Source organism: Exiguobacterium sp. KRL4, assembly GCF_001870785.1.
Taxonomy (GTDB): Bacteria; Bacillota; Bacilli; order Exiguobacteriales; family Exiguobacteriaceae; genus Exiguobacterium_A.
Window position 1 is genome coordinate 236,629 of the sequence record NZ_MOLV01000005.1, and the last position, 16,422, is coordinate 253,050.

A 16,422-nucleotide genomic window follows, 5' to 3' on the forward strand; every position below is an offset into this window, starting at 1 on the left:
AATCGACAGAGGAGTTTTGAACCTGTTCAGGCGGGTGGTGCATACGAGTTACTTGGTTCAAGATCAACGAACTTATTGAATTCTTTCCGGAAAGCGAGTTTGACGGTACCGGTCGGACCATTCCGCTGTTTGGCGATGATGATCTCGATCGTGTTCGCATCTTCCGTTTCTTTGTTGTAGTAATCATCGCGGTACAAGAAGGCGACGATATCCGCATCCTGCTCGATCGCTCCGGATTCCCGGATATCGGACATCATCGGCCGTTTATCCTGCCGACTCTCGACACCCCGGGACAGCTGCGATAACGCGATGACCGGGACTTCGAGTTCACGGGCAAGCGACTTCAAGGACCGGGAAATCTCAGAGACTTCCTGTTGCCGGTTGTCGCTTGAACGACCATTTCCTTGAATCAGTTGCAAATAATCGATCATGATCATACCAAGACCATGCTCCTGCTTCAGACGACGGCATTTCGCCCGAATGTCGTTGACACGGATTCCTGGTGTATCGTCGATATAGATCCCTGCTTGCGACAAACTGCTCATCGCAAGCGATAACTTGCCCCAGTCCTCGTCTTCAAGTTGTCCGGTCCGGAGGCGCTGCGCGTCGACATTCCCTTCCGCACACAACATCCGCATGACGAGCTGTTCTGCACCCATCTCGAGACTAAAGATGGCCACATTTTCGTCGGCACGCGTCGCGACGTTTTGGGAGATGTTCAAGGCAAACGCTGTTTTACCGACGGATGGACGAGCCGCGACGATGATCAAATCATTGCGTTGGAATCCGGCTGTCACCTTATCAAGATCACGGAACCCGGTCGGAATCCCGGTCGTTTCGCCACTTTGCTTATGCAATTTATCGATCGTTGCATAGGCACTCGTCAAGACGTCGGAAATCGGAATGAAACTGGCGCTCCCTTTTCCTTGTGACACTTCGAGAATCTTCCGTTCTGCTTCGTTGAGTAAAACATCGACCTCATTTTGTCGTTCATATCCATCGGTGACGATTTCATTGGCTGTCCGGATCAGACGGCGGAGTGTCGATTTTTGATCGACGACATTGACGTAATAGTTGATATTCGCTGCGGTCGGAACACCTTCCGCAAGCTCACCGAGGTACGGGAGTCCACCGACTTCCTCCAAGATACCAAGCGTACTCAGCTCTGCCGTGACCGTTACTAAATCAATCGCTTCGCCACGGTCGGATAACACCAGCATCGTTTCAAAAATCCGTTGGTGGGCCGCACGATAAAAATCTTGTGGTAACAATCGTTCAGACGCACTGATCAGTCGATCCGCATCGATCATGATCGCCCCAAGGACGGCTTGCTCCGCCTCAATGCTTTGGGGTGGCGTATTTTGCATTACATCACTCATCACCGGTCCCCTTTTCTACTCACGCTTCTTTGACCTGAACGTTTAACGTTGCTGTGACTTCGTTATGCAATTTGAGTGGTACTTTCGTCACACCCAGTGTTTTGATCGGGTGCTCGAGTTCGATTTTACGTTTATCGATCTTGTAGCCCATCTGTTTTAACTCATCGGCGATTTGTTTGCTTGTGACCGATCCAAAAACCCGACCACCTTCACCTGTTTTCGTTGAGACGACGATCGTTTCTTTTTCAATCTTCTCTTTTAACGCTTGTGCGTCTAACAACACCTGTTTCGCTTGTTCTGCCGCTTTTCGCTCATGGGCTTCATGCTGTTTGAGGTTTCCGGTCGTTGCCGGACGTGCTAATTTCTGTTTGAACAACACGTTGTTCGCATACGCATCGGCGACTTCTTTGACGTCCCCTGTTTTACCTTGACCTTTTACATCTTGCAAGAAAATAACTTTCATTCTGTTTCCTCTCCTTTTGTTTCATCTTCTAAATAATGATCAATCGCTTTTCGTAATTCAATTGCGACGGTCAGAACCGATTCTGTCATCTGAGTCGCAGCATTCGTTAAATGACCTCCGCCACCGAGCGTCTCCATGATCAACTGGACGTTCACTTCACCGAGCGAACGGGCACTGATCGCCGTCCGACCATCCTGTAATTCCGCGATGACGAAGGCGGCTCGGATACCTTGGAGCGATAACAATTGATCCGCCGTTTGCGCGATCAAGACTTGATCATGAATCACTCCGGGCTCTGCCGTCGCAATCGCCATCCCGGCCGTATAGATTTCCGTCCGTTCTAAGATATGCGACTGTTCGACATATGTCTCAAGATCCTGGCTGAGAAACTCTTGGACCAAGACCGTGTCCGCCCCTTGAGAACGAAGGTAAGACGCCGCGTCAAACGTCCGCGAACCGGTCCGTAACGTAAACCCTTTTGTATCGACGATGATGCCGGCGAGTAACGCCGTCGCTTCAAGCATCGCCAGTTTTTCGTTCGTCGGTTGGTACTCAATCAATTCCGTGACCAGTTCCGAAGTCGACGACGCGTACGGTTCGAGGTACACGAGGACCGGTTCTTCGATGAAGTCTTCTCCCCGTCGGTGATGGTCGATGACGACCATCCGTTCAAACCGTTCAAGCAGAGCGGGCACGACGACAAGCGACGGTTTATGTGTATCGACGATGATCAGTAAAGCTTGATCATCAATCAGCTGATCGGCCTGGAACGCATTAACGAAACGGGTCGCAAGTTTTGGTTCCTGACTGATTTCATGCATCATCCGTCGAATACCTTGTCCGATTTCTGCTTCCGGCAAGACGATATGTGCCTCTTTCTCATTCATTTCAGCCAACTTCAGAATTCCGATCGAGGATCCCAGCGAATCCATATCCGGATTCCGGTGCCCCATGATGAGGATTCGACTCGACTCCTGCATCAAATCGCGTAACGAATTGGCAATGACGCGTGCGCGGACACGGGTACGTTTTTCCGTTGGATTGGTTTTTCCACCGTAAAAGCGAACTTTTCCATCCCGTTTGATGACGACTTGGTCTCCACCACGTCCTAGTGCTAAGTCTAAACTTGATTGAGCCATCAGACCAAGCGCCGGGATTGGATCGCTTCCACACCCGATCCCAATCGACAAGGTCAACTGGACACCACGTTGGCTCGTCTCTTCACGGACGGTATCGAGGATCGTAAATTTCGATCGTTCCAAGACCCTTAAATTTTCTTCCGTCGTCACGATAAAGTAACGATCGGAAGCCGTCCGTTTGATGTACGTACCATGATCGGCTGCCCAGTGGTTCAACAGTTGCGTGACGCGACTGTTCAACTCACTCCGGAGCTGATCTTCAATCCCTTGTGTCATCTCATCATAGTTATCGAGATAAATGACACCGATGACCGTTTGATTATCGACGAGCTGCTGTTCGACCTGGGCTTCTTCTGTCATATCAAACAGATAAAACGTCCGGTTCTCACTGTTTGAAAACACCCGATAGACGGACTCGCCGATCTCGAGTGTCGCTTGATCTTCATCGACCGCAATCATCTCGACGAACAGAGGATCAAGATCCGTCAAAACCTGTCCCATGGCAAGATCATCAAAAATCTCACGCATCGGATCATTAAACCAGGTGACGCGTGTTTCTTCATCATAAAGTAAAATACCAATTGGCATGTTCGTTAGCGCATCCTGACCGGTGTCTTCCACCTGAATCGATATGCCGGCGACATAACTTTCCCACGACTTACGCCCACGTCGCTCCTCCAAGATATGAAGAGCGAACAGCCCTATCGTCAAGACGGCACCGATGGCCGCGATAACGGGGTGATCGACGACAATGACAAAAAGTAGAGCCACGATTAATAGATACGGAACGAAACGAAAGAATCGCCGTTCTCGTTCGGGTGATACTTGCTGACCTAACCCCATCGCGTCCTCCTTGTATACTGAATATACTCATCTAAAAAATTCGTTAACTTGTATATTATAACCGAAAAGCAGGACAGGTTGAAAGCGAAGCGAAAAAAAGCGCCTTCCCTTCGAAAAGGAAAAGCGCTAGACCGTAATCAGTCAGCTACGTATGGAATTAAAGCCATTTGACGTGAACGTTTGATTGCGATTGTAAGTGGACGTTGGTATTTCGCTGAAGTACCAGTCACACGACGTGGAAGAATCTTTCCACGTTCCGAAATGAAACGTTTGAGAAGTTCTACGTCTTTATAATCGATATGAGTGATGTGGTTCGACGTGAAGTAACATACTTTACGACGACGTTTTCCACCTGGACGACGTGCCATGTGATTAACCTCCTTTTTAGAGTAAATTTTTCAGTCCGACGTTCCCGATTAGAACGGGAGATCGTCGTCTGAAAGATCGATCGAACTGCCGCCGCTGAACGGATCAGCGCCGAAGCCCGAATTCGATGAAGATGAAGCGGGTGCTGGCGAGGAAGAGTTGTTCTGCTGTTGCTGTGAACCCCATCCTGCAGCATTTCCGTTTCCACCTGTATTTGAATTCGAAGAGTAGCTATCACTATCGGAAGAACGGCTTGCATTGCGTGATTCTAGGAATCGAACACTATCCGCGACGACTTCTGCACGATATCGACGTTGACCATCTTTATCGTCATAGCTACTAATCTGAAGGCGACCCTCAACACCTGCGAGGCTCCCTTTTTTCAAATACTGAGCAACGTTCTCTGCTTGCTTGCGCCATACGACGCAATCGATGAAGTCAGCTTCTCGCTTCCCATCTTGTCCTGTAAACGGACGGTCACAAGCGAGTGTGAATCGCGTTACCGCAATCCCGCTCTGCGTATAACGCATTTCAGGGTCACGAGTTAACCGACCGACTAAAACGACGCGGTTAATCATCAGAATCACTCTCCTGTTTCAGCTTATTTCTCGTCTTTTGTGATCATTAAGCGAACGATATCGTCACTGATCTTCATGAGACGGTCAAGTTCTTTTGTAGCTGCTGGTTCAGCAGTCACGTTAAGAAGAACGTAGAAACCTTCACGCATATCATTGATTTCGTAAGCAAAACGACGTTTACCCATTTCAGTTGTTTTTTCAACTGTACCACCGTTGTCAGTGAGGACTTTGTTGAAACGCTCAACTAGAGCTTTTCGTGCTTCCTCATCAACTTCCGGACGGATGATGTAAAGTACTTCGTATTTACGCATATCTGTCACCTCCTCTTGGACTGGCGGCTCGATTCATCGAGCAAGGAGCAATAATTCATTACTCACATTTGTTAATACTATCAAAGTATTTTGGTTTATGCAATAACGATTCGTTCGCTTCTCTTAAACGTTGAAGCGGAATGTGACAACATCGCCATCTTGGAAGACATATTCTTTTCCTTCAGAACGGTAACGTCCTTGTTCTTTGACCGTCGCCATGTTTCCAGCTGCTGCTAAATCGTCGTATGCGACAACTTCAGCACGAATGAAACCGCGTTCGAAGTCAGAGTGGATGACACCCGCACATTGTGGGGCCTTCATGCCTTTTTTGAATGTCCAAGCACGGACTTCTTTTTCACCAGCCGTGAAGTACGTTGCGAGTCCGAGCGTGTTATACGCAGCATGAATCAGTTGATCGAGACCTGATTCTTCGATTCCGAGATCAACGAGGAACTCTTGGCGTTCTTCCGGCTCGAGTTCTGCGATTTCTTCTTCAATGCGGGCACAGATGATGATGACTTCTGCGCCTTCTTTTGCCGCGAACTCACGCACAAGCTGGACGTTTTCGTTGCTGTCCGCATCCGCGACTTCATCTTCGCCGACATTTGCGACATAAAGCATCGGTTTCATCGTCAGTAATTGGAAATGCTTGACGATTGCTGCTTGATCTTCGTTTAGTTCAGCGAGACGGGCTGGTTTTTCATCTTCTAATAGGGCAAGGACGATTTCGAGTGCTTCGAGTTCACCTGCTGCATTTTTATCACGCGACTTGACTTGTTTTTGGACACGTTGGATCCGTTTTTCGACCAATTCGAGATCAGCAAGAATCAACTCGAGATTGATTGTTTCGATGTCATCGATTGGTGAGACTTTTCCTGAGACGTGTGTGATGTTCTCATCGATGAAACAACGGACAACCTGACAGATGGCATCCACTTCACGGATATTGGCGAGGAATTTATTTCCTAACCCTTCTCCTTTTGATGCCCCCTTGACGATTCCGGCGATGTCCGTGAATTCGAATGCCGTCGGGATCGTCTTCTTCGGGTTGACGAGTTCTGTTAATTTACGCAGGCGTGCGTCTGGTACTTCGACGACACCGACGTTTGGATCGATCGTTGCGAACGGATAGTTCGCCGCCTCGACACCTGCTTGTGTAATTGCGTTAAAAAGTGTTGATTTTCCTACGTTTGGTAAGCCAACGATTCCGGCTGTTAATCCCACTTGGAATTCCTCCTTTTCGGTATTTCCTAGGAAATCCGTGCTAGCGGCCGCAGTGGGTAGAATGATTACACCACGTCAGCACATCTTTCACAATTATAGATAGTTCAATTTTTTTAAGCAAGGAGATGCGGGTTCTTTTTTAAAGACATAGCTGTTTGATGTACGTTTTTCTGTAATTCGAAGCAAGCCATCGGTTTTTTTGTGCGTGTTGACCAACGAAAAGCCCCTGACGACATGCTTCATCGTCAGAGGCTTGATCCGGATTCATTCTGGTAAGACTTTTTTTAACCGTTTATCAAAGTCACGGCGTGGCATCAGGATGCTTGCGCCACATCCTTGACACTTGATCCGGATGTCCATTCCGACCCGAATGATCTGCCATCGGTTCGTGCCGCATGGATGTTGTTTTTTCATTTCGACATAATCATGAAGATTGTACGTTTTTGGCATCATCGGCTTGACCACCATTCCCTTGTTCTGTATTCATCATGACCATCCGCGGATATGGAATCTTAATTCCTTCCACTTCGAGTCCTTGCTTCAGTTCTTTCCGGATTAACCGACCGGCCTGGAAGTGTTGCATCGGTGGGACCTCTGCCATCAGACGGTAGACGACTTCAGAAGGTCCAAGCGTCTGGACACCAAGCATTTCAATCGGTTCAATAAACATATCTGTATATTTTTCCGTCGTCGCGTTAGCAATTTGATGTAGCACCTGTTCGACCCGTTCCAAATCCTCTTCGTACGACACTTGGACATCGACCAAAGCGAAACTGTTATCGACAGAAAAATTCGTCACTTGTAAGATTTGACCGTTCGGAATGATATGGATTTCTCCATTCAATCCCTTTAACTTCGTCGTCCGGATTCCGAGTTCTGTGACGACCCCTTCGATCAGACCGACACGAACAAAATCGCCGACCTTGAACTGACGCTCAAAGATGATGAAGGCTCCCGTAATGATGTCCTGGACTAAGTTTTTGGCACCAAACGAAATCGCAAGACCCGCGATACCGGCACTGGCGACCAGTCCCGTGATATTGATCCCAAACTGACTGAGCACGGTCAACAACATGACGATTCCTAAGACATAACGAATCGCATTTTGAAGTAATTTCAACAACGTTTCATTTTGTCGTTGCGCCAAAGAGTCGTGTTCATTAATCTTTCGAATCGTAAATAACCTCGACACTGCCCCTGTCAAAACACGCATCAATATATAAAACCCGGCAATGATGATCAGGGCGATCAACAATTTAAGTCCAAAACGAATCCACATGTCTGCGTCCATTACTTGTTCCAGAATTCGATCGACCTGGGCGACTGAATTTTGTACATCTTGATTGGTAGCCATTCTCTCCATCCTTTCAGTTCTCTCTATTACGACAGTATACGTGATTTTAAATGACTTTCAACTAAAGAACCGATTTTGACGTTAGATTTCCTTAAAAACCGGGAAAGGAAAATCATTACAGAACGCCTTCACTCTCACCACGACACCAGGACGCTGACACCAGGAGAAGAAAGGATGATCTAGATGAACTTCCGTTTCCATTCCCACGAAAAAAAGCCCTATTCCTTCTTTCTAGAATATACAGAACCATTCGCGAAAGAACGACTTGCCGAACAATTACATGAACAGGTCAGTGCACTAAAAGAAAATCGGCCTGTCGTTCTCGTCTGCATCGGTTCGGATCGTTCGACCGGTGACTCGCTGGGGCCACTCGTCGGTACATTTTTAGAAAAAAATCGTCCGGCGAACATGCATGTTTACGGGACATTAGCAAAACCTGTCCATGCTTTGAATTTGGCCGAGACGATCCACTCGATCCAGACGACACACTACCGTCCACTCGTCATCGCCATCGATGCTTGCCTCGGTCGCTTATCGAGTGTCGGTCACGTCTTTTTCTCCGAAGGACCACTTGCGCCTGGCGCTGGTGTCCAAAAAGAACTTCCGGCTGTCGGTGATTTTAATATCAAAGCCGTCGTCAACGTCAGTGGGTTCATGGAAATGATGATTCTCCAAAATACACGTCTTCACCTCGTCTATGAGCTAGCAGAACTCGTCGCCGACAGTTTTGCATTACTCGATACGAAGTTGGTTGCTGAGACGACACGCACGACGATTTCCTTCACACCACGCTCGATCTGATCGATGCGCCTACCCATTTGATCATCCTGATGCAACAAAAGGATCCATTCCGAAAAACAGCGGAGTGGATCCTTTTTAACAGTCAGTCGTCTTCCGGCAAGAGGAGCTCGAGAATCCGGTTCAGATCCTCTTCATCCGTAAAATCGATTTCGAGTTTCCCGGCCTGTTTCGTCGTTTTGATTCGGACGGTCGCACCGATTCGTTCCCGTAAGGTTTCTTCGATAAAATCAAGTTCGGTTGATTTTATCGTCGCAGGACGGACTTGTTTTTTTTCCCGTAATTCTTGTTCAAGACGGCGGACGTTCCAATTTTCCCGCATGACGCGTTCTGCCATCCGTTCAATTTTCAGTGAGTTTTTTAAAGACAGTAAGGCACGGGCATGCCCCATCGACAACCGTTCTTCCATCACTGCTTGCTGGACGCTGACCGGTAACTGCAACAATCGCAGACTGTTTGTGATATGAGAACGGCTTTTCCCGACACGCGTGGCGAGCTCTGCTTGCGTCACGTTAAATTCTTCCAACATCTCGGCATAGGCCATCGCTTCTTCGATTGCGCTCAAGTCGGCTCGTTGAATGTTTTCGATCAAAGCCAGTTCCATGACACGGGTCTCATTCGCTTCAATGATCAACACGGGGACTCGTGTAAAACCCGCCTGTTTCGCAGCTTGATACCGCCGTTCACCCACAACGATTTCATAGAACCCTTCTCGTGGACGAACGACAATCGGTTGGATCATCCCATGCCGTTTTAAGGAATTCGCCAATTCCTCTAATGCCTTTTCATGAAACTGTTTCCGGGGTTGTCCCGGATTGGGGCGAATCGCTCCAATGGGTATTTCATTCATGCTAATCTCTCCTAAACGTAGCGGAAGGCACGACCGCTGTTTACGGACGTGCCTTCACGATGCGGATCCGCACCTCGACATATTCTTCACAATCTACTTCTTCCTTTTCGACCAGCAATCCGGTCCGTTCAATCATATCGACCGAATCCCGGATCGTATTCAACGCAATCCGTGTATCCCGCGCAAAACTTTTATGGCGCTTTTTAGGGACCTTCGGGGTCAGCAATCGTTCGACACGTTGTTCCGTCTCCTTGACGTTCCATTCCCGTTCGATGATTTCAAGTAAGACTTGGGTCTGTAAATCCGTTGCTTTTAATGGCAGAAGGGCACGGGCATGCCGTTCTGTAATCTTTCGCTGTTTGAGTGCCTCGCGGACGACGTCCGGCAAACGGAGTAAACGGAGTTTATTCGCAATCGTGGACTGACTACGTCCGAGTCTTCTTGCCAACACTTCCTGTGTGATGTCTTGCATCGCAAGTAAGCGGGCATAGGCTTCTGCTTCTTCGATTGGTGTCAGCTCTTCACGTTGTAGATTTTCGATGAGTGCGAGGGCAGCCGTCGTCTCGTCCGTCATCTGCTTAATGATGGCGGGAATCGTGTCCCATCCGAGCGATTGCACAGCCCGAAAACGTCTTTCCCCGGCGATGATTTCATACCCTTCGCCTTGTTTTCGGACGACAATCGGTTGCAGTAAACCATGTTCTTCAATCGTAGTGGCAAGTTCGGTAATCCGCTCCCCGTCAAAAACAGTCCGCGGCTGGAACTGGTTTGCCACCAGTTCCGTTAATTTCAACTCACGGACCGTGTCGTGTGGATCCAGCTCAAGGGGAACGGTTCCTCCCTTACCGAGCAGTTTGGCAATTGCATTCTTCACGTTGGTGTACCTCGCCTTCATCAGTCATCGTTTCACGTGAAACGGTGTTTAACCTAGTGGATCTTTCGCCGGTGTGCCCGCTTTACGCGGATATTTCCCGGGTGTTACTCGTTTTTTGTCGACAATAACGATATTACGCTCACTTTCTTCACCTGGCAATTGGAATTGGAAACTTTCCCGCAAATTCCCACCCAACACTTTCAGGGCAGTTGCGCCTTCTTCGAGCTCTTCTCCCAGTTTGGCGGCTTTCAAAGCGACGAATTGACCACCGACTTTAGCAAGGGGCAAGCAGTATTCCGCAAGGACCGACATCCGGGCGACCGCACGTGCCGTCACGACATCAAAATGTTCCCTGAATTGTTTATTTTTCCCGAATTCTTCCGCCCGACCATGATGGAAGGCGACTCCTTCGAGTTCAAGTTCCGTCGCGAGCATATTCAAGAAGCCGATTCGTTTGTTCAACGAATCGATGATCGTGACTTTCAGATGCGGGAACATGATTTTGATCGGCAGACTCGGGAATCCAGCACCCGCACCGACATCACAGACGGTTTCGACTTCTGTAAAATCAAAGTAGAACGCCGCTGTGATGGAATCGTAAAAATGTTTCAGGTACACATCTTCTTTTGCCGTAATCGCCGTCAAGTTCATCTTTTCGTTCCATTCGACGAGTAGTTCATAATACCGTTGGAACTGTTGCAATTGATGCTCCGAGACGTCAAGTCCTTGTTCCGCTAATGCTGTTACGAATTGCTGTTGATTCATTCTCTTCACTCCGCAGTCAATGCGTATTGGCCTTGTTCGATGTAGACAAGCAAAATCGAGATATCAGACGGATTGACGCCTGAAATACGTGAGGCTTGTCCAATCGAGAGCGGACGCACTTGGTTTAGTTTTTGTTTCGCTTCCATCGCAAGACCACTGATCACATCATAGTCAAGACGTTCCGGAATCCGTTTTTTCTCCATCCGCATCATCCGCTCGACTTGATCCAGTTGCTTGTCGATATAACCCGCATATTTGACCTGGATTTCGACTTGTTCGGCTGCTTCCGGTGAAAGTGCGACCGGTGCCGGTGTCATCTCGGCGATCATCGCATATGTGATTTCTGGACGTTTCAGTAACGTGATGGCATGCAATGCTTCTTTTAACGGGGAGACGCCGATTGCCGTCAACTGTTCATTGACGTCACTCGTTGCCTTGATGACGACTTTTTCAAGACGTTTCATTTCCCGCTCGATTTCTTGTTTTTTCTCCGCTAATTTCGCATGGCGTGTCTCATGGATCAGTCCAAGTTCGTGACCGATATCCGACAAGCGTAAATCGGCATTGTCATGACGTAACAATAACCGGTATTCGGCACGTGACGTCAACAGACGGTACGGTTCATTGGTTCCTTTAGTCACAAGATCATCAATCATGACGCCGATGTACCCTTGGGAACGCGACAAGATGAGTGGGTCTTTTTGTTGGACCTTGAGCGCCGCATTGATACCCGCCATGATGCCTTGTCCGGCTGCTTCTTCGTATCCGCTCGTCCCGTTGATTTGTCCTGCCGTGAATAATCCGGCAATCCGTTTCGTCTCAAGTGTCGGCCAAAGTTGTGTCGGCACGACGGCATCGTATTCGATCGCATAACCGGGACGCATCATCTCTGATTTCTCAAGACCTGGGATCGACCGTAAGATATCGTGCTGGACGTCTTCCGGCAGACTCGTCGATAATCCTTGGACGTAGACTTCTTCCGTGTCACGACCTTCTGGCTCAAGGAAGATCTGGTGACGCGGTTTATCGCTGAACCGGACGACCTTATCTTCGATTGACGGGCAGTACCGGGGACCTGTTCCTTTGATCATCCCGGAGAACATCGGTGACCGATGGAGATTCGCATCAATCAACTGGTGGGTATATTCTGTCGTATACGTCAACCAGCATGGAATCTGTTCTGTGATCATCTGTGTTGTTTCATGGCTGAACGGTAAGGCAACCGCGTCGCCTGGTTGAATCTCAGTTTTCGAATAATCGATTGTTTTCCCGTCGATTCGGGGGGGTGTTCCCGTTTTGAAACGGGCTAATTCAAATCCCAGTTCTTCCAGATGTTTCGAGAGATTGACCGAAGGCATCTGATTGTTTGGACCACTCTCATACGACAATTCACCGATGATGATTTTCCCGCGCATGAATGTGCCGGTCGTGATGATGACCGCTTTCGCCCGGTACTCGGCTCCTGTATTCGTCACGACGCCGACACACGTGTCGTCTTCGATCAATAACCGTTCGACGAGGGCTTGGCGCAGTAACAGATTCGGTTCATCTTCGAGGGCTTTTTTCATCCGATTTTGGTATTCGAATTTATCTGCCTGTGCCCGCAGTGCACGAACGGCTGGACCTTTTGATGTGTTGAGCATCTTCATTTGAATGTACGTCGCGTCAATCGCCCGTGCCATTTCTCCGCCGAGAGCATCAATTTCCCGGACGACGATTCCTTTTGCCGGACCGCCGATCGACGGATTACAATACATGAATCCGACCATGTCGGGGTTCATCGTCAACATGACAGTCTTCGAACCCATTCGAGCGGCTGCAAGAGATGCTTCAATCCCTGCATGACCGGCTCCGATGACGATGACGTCGAATTCACCTGCTTGATAAGCCATAACTGTGGTTCCTCCTTTTAAAAATCAACAATCTACTATCTATTATTTTCCTAAACAAAATTGTGAGAATAATTTATCGAGCAAACTATCTTGTGCCGTATCGCCATTGATTTCTCCGAGCGTATCCCACGCACGACGTAAATCGATCTGGACCATATCGATTGGCATCGACGCTTCCGCTGCACCGAGCGCATCTTCAATCATCTGACTTGCCTGTTTGATCAACTGGATATGACGGGCATTCGAGACATACGTCATGTCCTGTCCCTCGACTCCTTGTTCAAAGAAGAGCGACGCAATCGCTGCCTCAAGATCTGTCACGCCCGCTTCTTCTAACAGGGACGTCGTGACGACAGGACGACCGTCCGCTAACTCATTCACACGAGTCAGATCAATCCGTTGCGTCAGATCACTCTTATTGACGATGATGATCGCGTTCATGCCACGAATCGCCTCGAATAACAGAACATCTTCTTCTGTCAGTTCATCGTTCCCATTCAGGACAAGTAAAATCAGATCAGCGGAATTGAGTGCCTGCCGTGACTTCTCGACACCCATCCGTTCGACGATATCTTCCGTTTCCCGGATTCCCGCCGTATCAATTAACTTCAGCGGAACACCACGGACATTGACGTATTCTTCAATCGTATCGCGGGTCGTCCCGGCGATGTCGGTGACGATCGCTTTTGCTTCTTGCACCAATGTGTTGAGCAAGGACGATTTCCCGACGTTCGGTCGTCCGATGATCGCTGTTGATAACCCTTCTCGGAGGATTTTCCCTTGGCGCGCCGTTGCGAGCAATTCCGTTAAGATCTGTCGTACTTCTCCTGCATTCGTTTGCACGATTTGTTGGGTCATCTCTTCCGCGTCGTATTCCGGATAATCGATGTTCACTTCAATCGAAGCAATCGTCTGTAACAATTGTTCCCGCAACTCGTGGACCAATTTCGAGAGACGTCCTTCGATTTGACTGACGGCGACCGTCATCGCCCGGTCCGTTTTGGCACGAATCAAGTCCATCACGGCTTCCGCCTGTGACAAGTCGATCCGTCCGTTCAAAAAGGCGCGTTTCGTGAATTCGCCGGGTTCTGCTAATCGCACATCTGGTTGCTCCAGAATCAATTCGAGTACACGGTTGACGGCGACGATGCCTCCGTGACAGTTCAATTCCACGACATCTTCCCGCGTAAAGGTTTTCGGCGCCCGCATGACACTGACCATCACTTCATCGACGACTTGTTCAGTCGTCCGTTCGACCAATTTACCGTAATGGATCGTATGCGTCGGGACGTCGTTCAATCGGTTCGCGCCACGGTAGACACGATCGGCTGTTGCGACCGCCTGTGGACCGGACAAGCGAACAATCGCAATCGCTCCTTCACCCATCGGTGTTGAAATCGCGGCTATCGTATCAAATTCCATCATCTGTTGTTCACACCTCGTTTTCTGCAAGCTTTTCTATAGTTAATGTTCAGGAATGATATAAATGGGTATAACGTGACAACTATACACGAAATAGCCCAAAAGAAAAAGAGCGACACTCTGTAAAAACGGAGTATCGCCCTCATTTGTGATTAACGTTTCTTTCTCGGTTTCTTTGGAGCAGGAGCTGCCTCAGCCGCTTCTTTTTCACGTTTTGAAGCAATTGTTGCTTCCGTCTGCACTTTGATCTTCTCGCGCATCGGTTTCATGATGACGATTGTCACGATGATCGAGAAGATATAACCCACGACCCAGTACAGAGACAAGGCGGATGGTAACGTCACACCCATGACGAAGATCATGATCGGGAAGACATACAACATGATTTTCATCTGTGGATTATCGTCTTGACCAGCCATCGAGATTTTCTGTTGCAAGTACGTAAAGATAGCTGACAAAATCGGCAAGATGAAATACGGATCCGGTTTTCCAAGATCGAACCAAAGGAACGAATGTTGGAAAATCGCCGGCGTATAGATGATCGCATTGTAGAAAGCAATCAAAATCGGCATTTGAATCAAGATCGGTAAACAGCCGGCAAGCGGATTGACGTTGTGCTCTTGATACAGCTTCATCATCTCTTGTTGCAATTTTTGCTGTGTTTCTTGATCTTTCGAGCTATATTTCTCACGAAGTTTCATCATTTCTGGCTGAATGACCTGCATACCACCCATACTCTTCGTTTGTTTAATCATCAACGGTAAGATGACAAGACGGACGATCAATGTTGTGATAACGATCGCAATCCCGTAATCTCCATTAAAGTAATCAGCAAATGTACCGATCAACCATGCCATCGGCCAAACAAAGTAGTGTTTCCAGAAACCTTCTGTATCAGCGGTAATCGGTTCACCGGTCCCGTATGTTCCAGGGGTACAACCAGATAGAACGATTGCGAGTACGGACATCAGCCCAAGCGTCAGCCAAATCTTAGTTCTCTTGTTCATAATTCCTCCTAGTAATGTTTACACGTGGTCGGTCCTCGTATTTCTATATGATAGAAGTAGGCGAGCGGCCGCTACAAATCAACAGGATATACTGCACGTTTATTTAACTTGTCGCTTCCAGACACCAGAACGTTTAAAGACGTGGCGCAAACTGTCCGCGACTTCTTGAGCAGTCATCTTCGCAGCCGGATTGCGCGCGATGATCACAAAATCATAATTCGGGGCAAGCGACGCTTCATGAAGCTGACACGCTTCACGAACGTAACGTTTGACTTGGTTGCGAACAACGGCGTTCCCGATTTTCTTACTCACCGATAAACCAATCCGAAAGTGAGTCTGCTGCTCTTTTTTTAGTGCATATACGACAAATTGCCGATTTGCGACAGAGGCTCCTCGAGTAAACACCGCTTGGAACTCCTTGTCTTTCTTGACGCGGTATTCCTTTTTCACCTTGATCACACTCCATCCTGACATCACGAAAATTCGTCGTCTTTCATCATATCATAGAATAAACCCGCTCTGCGAGAGTCGTCTTGTGACAAAAGGACGAACATCCTAAAAAACAACAAAAAAAAGATCACTCCAGGCATCGCCAGAAGTGATCTCATCATCGCTCGATTATACAGTCAAGGCTTTGCGGCCTTTAAGACGGCGAGCAGCCAAGATCCGGCGGCCACTCTTAGTTGCCATGCGCGCACGGAATCCGTGAACTTTTTTGCGCTTACGGTTGTTTGGGTTGAAAGTTGGTTTCATTAGTCTGCACCTCCTTTAAAAATACTCTATAAAAATCATCGTTTTCTACTTTAAGGCAGTCTTGTATATTATATAAATCAAAAGTGACCTTGTCAATGAAAGTTCATAAGAATTATCATGAGCCTTTTCAGCCATCATGAACGCGATTCATGGAAATAGAATTCACCAGCCTGTTTCATATCATACGATATCGTTTGCTTCGTAAGACGGATCAAGAACTTCCTCGTTTAAACTATCCACAGACTTATCCACACTATCCACATGTTCCGTGGATAACTTCTCACTTTGTCTACAATAGTATTTTTTAAAATCAACGTCAAGGTCTGTTTTCGGATTTTTTTCGCACGACTTCTTTGATTTTGTGTATAACTTTTTTGAACGCTTCCTCTTTCGAAAAGTTATAC

Annotated in this window: 18 protein-coding genes; 1 reads left to right on the forward strand and 17 read right to left on the reverse strand. The window is 48.0% G+C overall.

Annotated features, from left to right (window positions below; genetic code table 11):
• Positions 1-26 precede the first annotated feature (26 nt).
• From dnaB to BLD48_RS05560, 9 genes are all read right to left on the reverse strand, one after another.
• Positions 27-1,379, reverse strand: coding sequence for a replicative DNA helicase (gene dnaB / locus BLD48_RS05520; RefSeq protein WP_014971732.1), 1,353 nt, complete (start codon positions 1,377-1,379; stop codon positions 27-29).
• A 19-nt stretch (positions 1,380-1,398) separates the two neighbouring features.
• Positions 1,399-1,842: a 50S ribosomal protein L9 gene (rplI, locus tag BLD48_RS05525; RefSeq protein ID WP_014971733.1), complete on the reverse strand. Its 444-nt coding sequence runs from the start codon at positions 1,840-1,842 to the stop codon at positions 1,399-1,401.
• Positions 1,839-3,824 (reverse strand): DHH family phosphoesterase, encoded by a 1,986-nt coding sequence (locus BLD48_RS05530; protein WP_071499297.1) that lies wholly within the window; start codon positions 3,822-3,824, stop codon positions 1,839-1,841. Before BLD48_RS05530 ends, rplI begins: the two co-directional genes overlap by 4 nt.
• A gap of 137 nt (positions 3,825-3,961) precedes the next feature.
• Positions 3,962-4,192: a 30S ribosomal protein S18 gene (rpsR, locus tag BLD48_RS05535; RefSeq protein WP_012371896.1), complete on the reverse strand. Its 231-nt coding sequence runs from the start codon at positions 4,190-4,192 to the stop codon at positions 3,962-3,964.
• A 48-nt stretch (positions 4,193-4,240) separates the two neighbouring features.
• Positions 4,241-4,768 (reverse strand): single-stranded DNA-binding protein, encoded by a 528-nt coding sequence (locus BLD48_RS05540; protein ID WP_012371897.1) that lies wholly within the window; start codon positions 4,766-4,768, stop codon positions 4,241-4,243.
• Positions 4,769-4,791: 23 nt separating this feature from the next.
• A complete protein-coding gene (gene rpsF / locus BLD48_RS05545) occupies positions 4,792-5,079 on the reverse strand; it encodes a 30S ribosomal protein S6 (protein WP_012371898.1) in 288 nt (95 codons plus the stop codon).
• Between the two features lie 123 nt (positions 5,080-5,202).
• A complete protein-coding gene (gene ychF, locus BLD48_RS05550; RefSeq protein ID WP_071499298.1) occupies positions 5,203-6,303 on the reverse strand; it encodes a redox-regulated ATPase YchF in 1,101 nt (366 codons plus the stop codon).
• Positions 6,304-6,567: 264 nt separating this feature from the next.
• Complete coding sequence (locus BLD48_RS05555; protein WP_012371900.1) at positions 6,568-6,756, reverse strand: DUF951 domain-containing protein; 189 nt, start codon at positions 6,754-6,756, stop codon at positions 6,568-6,570.
• Entirely contained in the window at positions 6,728-7,657 is a 930-nt protein-coding gene (locus tag BLD48_RS05560) for a mechanosensitive ion channel family protein (RefSeq protein WP_071499299.1), read from the reverse strand. The genes BLD48_RS05555 and BLD48_RS05560 overlap by 29 nt, the downstream gene beginning before the upstream one ends.
• A gap of 183 nt (positions 7,658-7,840) precedes the next feature.
• Here BLD48_RS05560 and yyaC point away from each other — a divergent pair, with 183 nt between their 5' ends.
• A complete protein-coding gene (gene yyaC, locus BLD48_RS05565; protein WP_026830487.1) occupies positions 7,841-8,458 on the forward strand; it encodes a spore protease YyaC in 618 nt (205 codons plus the stop codon).
• Between the two features lie 82 nt (positions 8,459-8,540).
• Here yyaC and BLD48_RS05570 read toward each other — a convergent pair whose 3' ends face one another.
• The 8 genes from BLD48_RS05570 to rpmH form a co-directional block, all read right to left on the reverse strand.
• Positions 8,541-9,305 (reverse strand): ParB/RepB/Spo0J family partition protein, encoded by a 765-nt coding sequence (locus BLD48_RS05570; RefSeq protein WP_071499300.1) that lies wholly within the window; start codon positions 9,303-9,305, stop codon positions 8,541-8,543.
• Positions 9,306-9,345: 40 nt separating this feature from the next.
• Positions 9,346-10,179: a nucleoid occlusion protein gene (gene noc, locus BLD48_RS05575; protein WP_071499301.1), complete on the reverse strand. Its 834-nt coding sequence runs from the start codon at positions 10,177-10,179 to the stop codon at positions 9,346-9,348.
• Positions 10,180-10,227: 48 nt separating this feature from the next.
• On the reverse strand, positions 10,228-10,944 hold the full coding sequence (gene rsmG, locus BLD48_RS05580; protein ID WP_071499302.1) for a 16S rRNA (guanine(527)-N(7))-methyltransferase RsmG: 717 nt from the start codon (positions 10,942-10,944) through the stop codon (positions 10,228-10,230).
• A 5-nt stretch (positions 10,945-10,949) separates the two neighbouring features.
• The gene (mnmG, locus tag BLD48_RS05585; protein ID WP_071499303.1) at positions 10,950-12,836 is read right to left on the reverse strand and encodes a tRNA uridine-5-carboxymethylaminomethyl(34) synthesis enzyme MnmG; all 1,887 of its coding nucleotides are present in this window, start codon (positions 12,834-12,836) and stop codon (positions 10,950-10,952) included.
• A 42-nt stretch (positions 12,837-12,878) separates the two neighbouring features.
• Entirely contained in the window at positions 12,879-14,261 is a 1,383-nt protein-coding gene (mnmE, locus tag BLD48_RS05590) for a tRNA uridine-5-carboxymethylaminomethyl(34) synthesis GTPase MnmE (RefSeq protein WP_071499304.1), read from the reverse strand.
• Positions 14,262-14,410: 149 nt separating this feature from the next.
• Positions 14,411-15,265, reverse strand: coding sequence for a membrane protein insertase YidC (yidC, locus tag BLD48_RS05595; RefSeq protein ID WP_071499305.1), 855 nt, complete (start codon positions 15,263-15,265; stop codon positions 14,411-14,413).
• A 99-nt stretch (positions 15,266-15,364) separates the two neighbouring features.
• Complete coding sequence (gene rnpA / locus BLD48_RS05600; protein ID WP_012371909.1) at positions 15,365-15,715, reverse strand: ribonuclease P protein component; 351 nt, start codon at positions 15,713-15,715, stop codon at positions 15,365-15,367.
• Positions 15,716-15,883: 168 nt separating this feature from the next.
• Positions 15,884-16,018 carry a 50S ribosomal protein L34 gene (gene rpmH, locus BLD48_RS05605; RefSeq protein WP_012371910.1) on the reverse strand — a complete coding sequence of 45 codons (135 nt, stop codon included), beginning with the start codon at positions 16,016-16,018 and terminating at the stop codon, positions 15,884-15,886.
• Positions 16,019-16,422: the final 404 nt, after the last annotated feature.

Excerpts from the sequence above, each read along its gene's own strand:
- rsmG (WP_071499302.1), bottom strand. The coding sequence starts at position 10,944 with ATGAATCAACAGCAATTCGTAACAGCATTAGCGGAACAAGGACTTGAC.
- BLD48_RS05530 (WP_071499297.1), bottom strand. The coding sequence starts at position 3,824 with ATGGGGTTAGGTCAGCAAGTATCACCCGAACGAGAACGGCGATTCTTT.
- BLD48_RS05555 (WP_012371900.1), bottom strand. The coding sequence starts at position 6,756 with ATGATGCCAAAAACGTACAATCTTCATGATTATGTCGAAATGAAAAAA.
- rpmH (WP_012371910.1), bottom strand. The coding sequence starts at position 16,018 with ATGAAACCAACTTTCAACCCAAACAACCGTAAGCGCAAAAAAGTTCAC.
- yyaC (WP_026830487.1), top strand. The coding sequence starts at position 7,841 with ATGAACTTCCGTTTCCATTCCCACGAAAAAAAGCCCTATTCCTTCTTT.
- rpsF (WP_012371898.1), bottom strand. The coding sequence starts at position 5,079 with ATGCGTAAATACGAAGTACTTTACATCATCCGTCCGGAAGTTGATGAG.
- dnaB (WP_014971732.1), bottom strand. The coding sequence starts at position 1,379 with ATGAGTGATGTAATGCAAAATACGCCACCCCAAAGCATTGAGGCGGAG.
- mnmG (WP_071499303.1), bottom strand. The coding sequence starts at position 12,836 with ATGGCTTATCAAGCAGGTGAATTCGACGTCATCGTCATCGGAGCCGGT.
- mnmE (WP_071499304.1), bottom strand. The coding sequence starts at position 14,261 with ATGATGGAATTTGATACGATAGCCGCGATTTCAACACCGATGGGTGAA.
- BLD48_RS05570 (WP_071499300.1), bottom strand. The coding sequence starts at position 9,305 with ATGAATGAAATACCCATTGGAGCGATTCGCCCCAATCCGGGACAACCC.
- yidC (WP_071499305.1), bottom strand. The coding sequence starts at position 15,265 with ATGAACAAGAGAACTAAGATTTGGCTGACGCTTGGGCTGATGTCCGTA.
- BLD48_RS05560 (WP_071499299.1), bottom strand. The coding sequence starts at position 7,657 with ATGGCTACCAATCAAGATGTACAAAATTCAGTCGCCCAGGTCGATCGA.
- rpsR (WP_012371896.1), bottom strand. The coding sequence starts at position 4,192 with ATGGCACGTCGTCCAGGTGGAAAACGTCGTCGTAAAGTATGTTACTTC.
- rplI (WP_014971733.1), bottom strand. The coding sequence starts at position 1,842 with ATGAAAGTTATTTTCTTGCAAGATGTAAAAGGTCAAGGTAAAACAGGG.
- BLD48_RS05540 (WP_012371897.1), bottom strand. The coding sequence starts at position 4,768 with ATGATTAACCGCGTCGTTTTAGTCGGTCGGTTAACTCGTGACCCTGAA.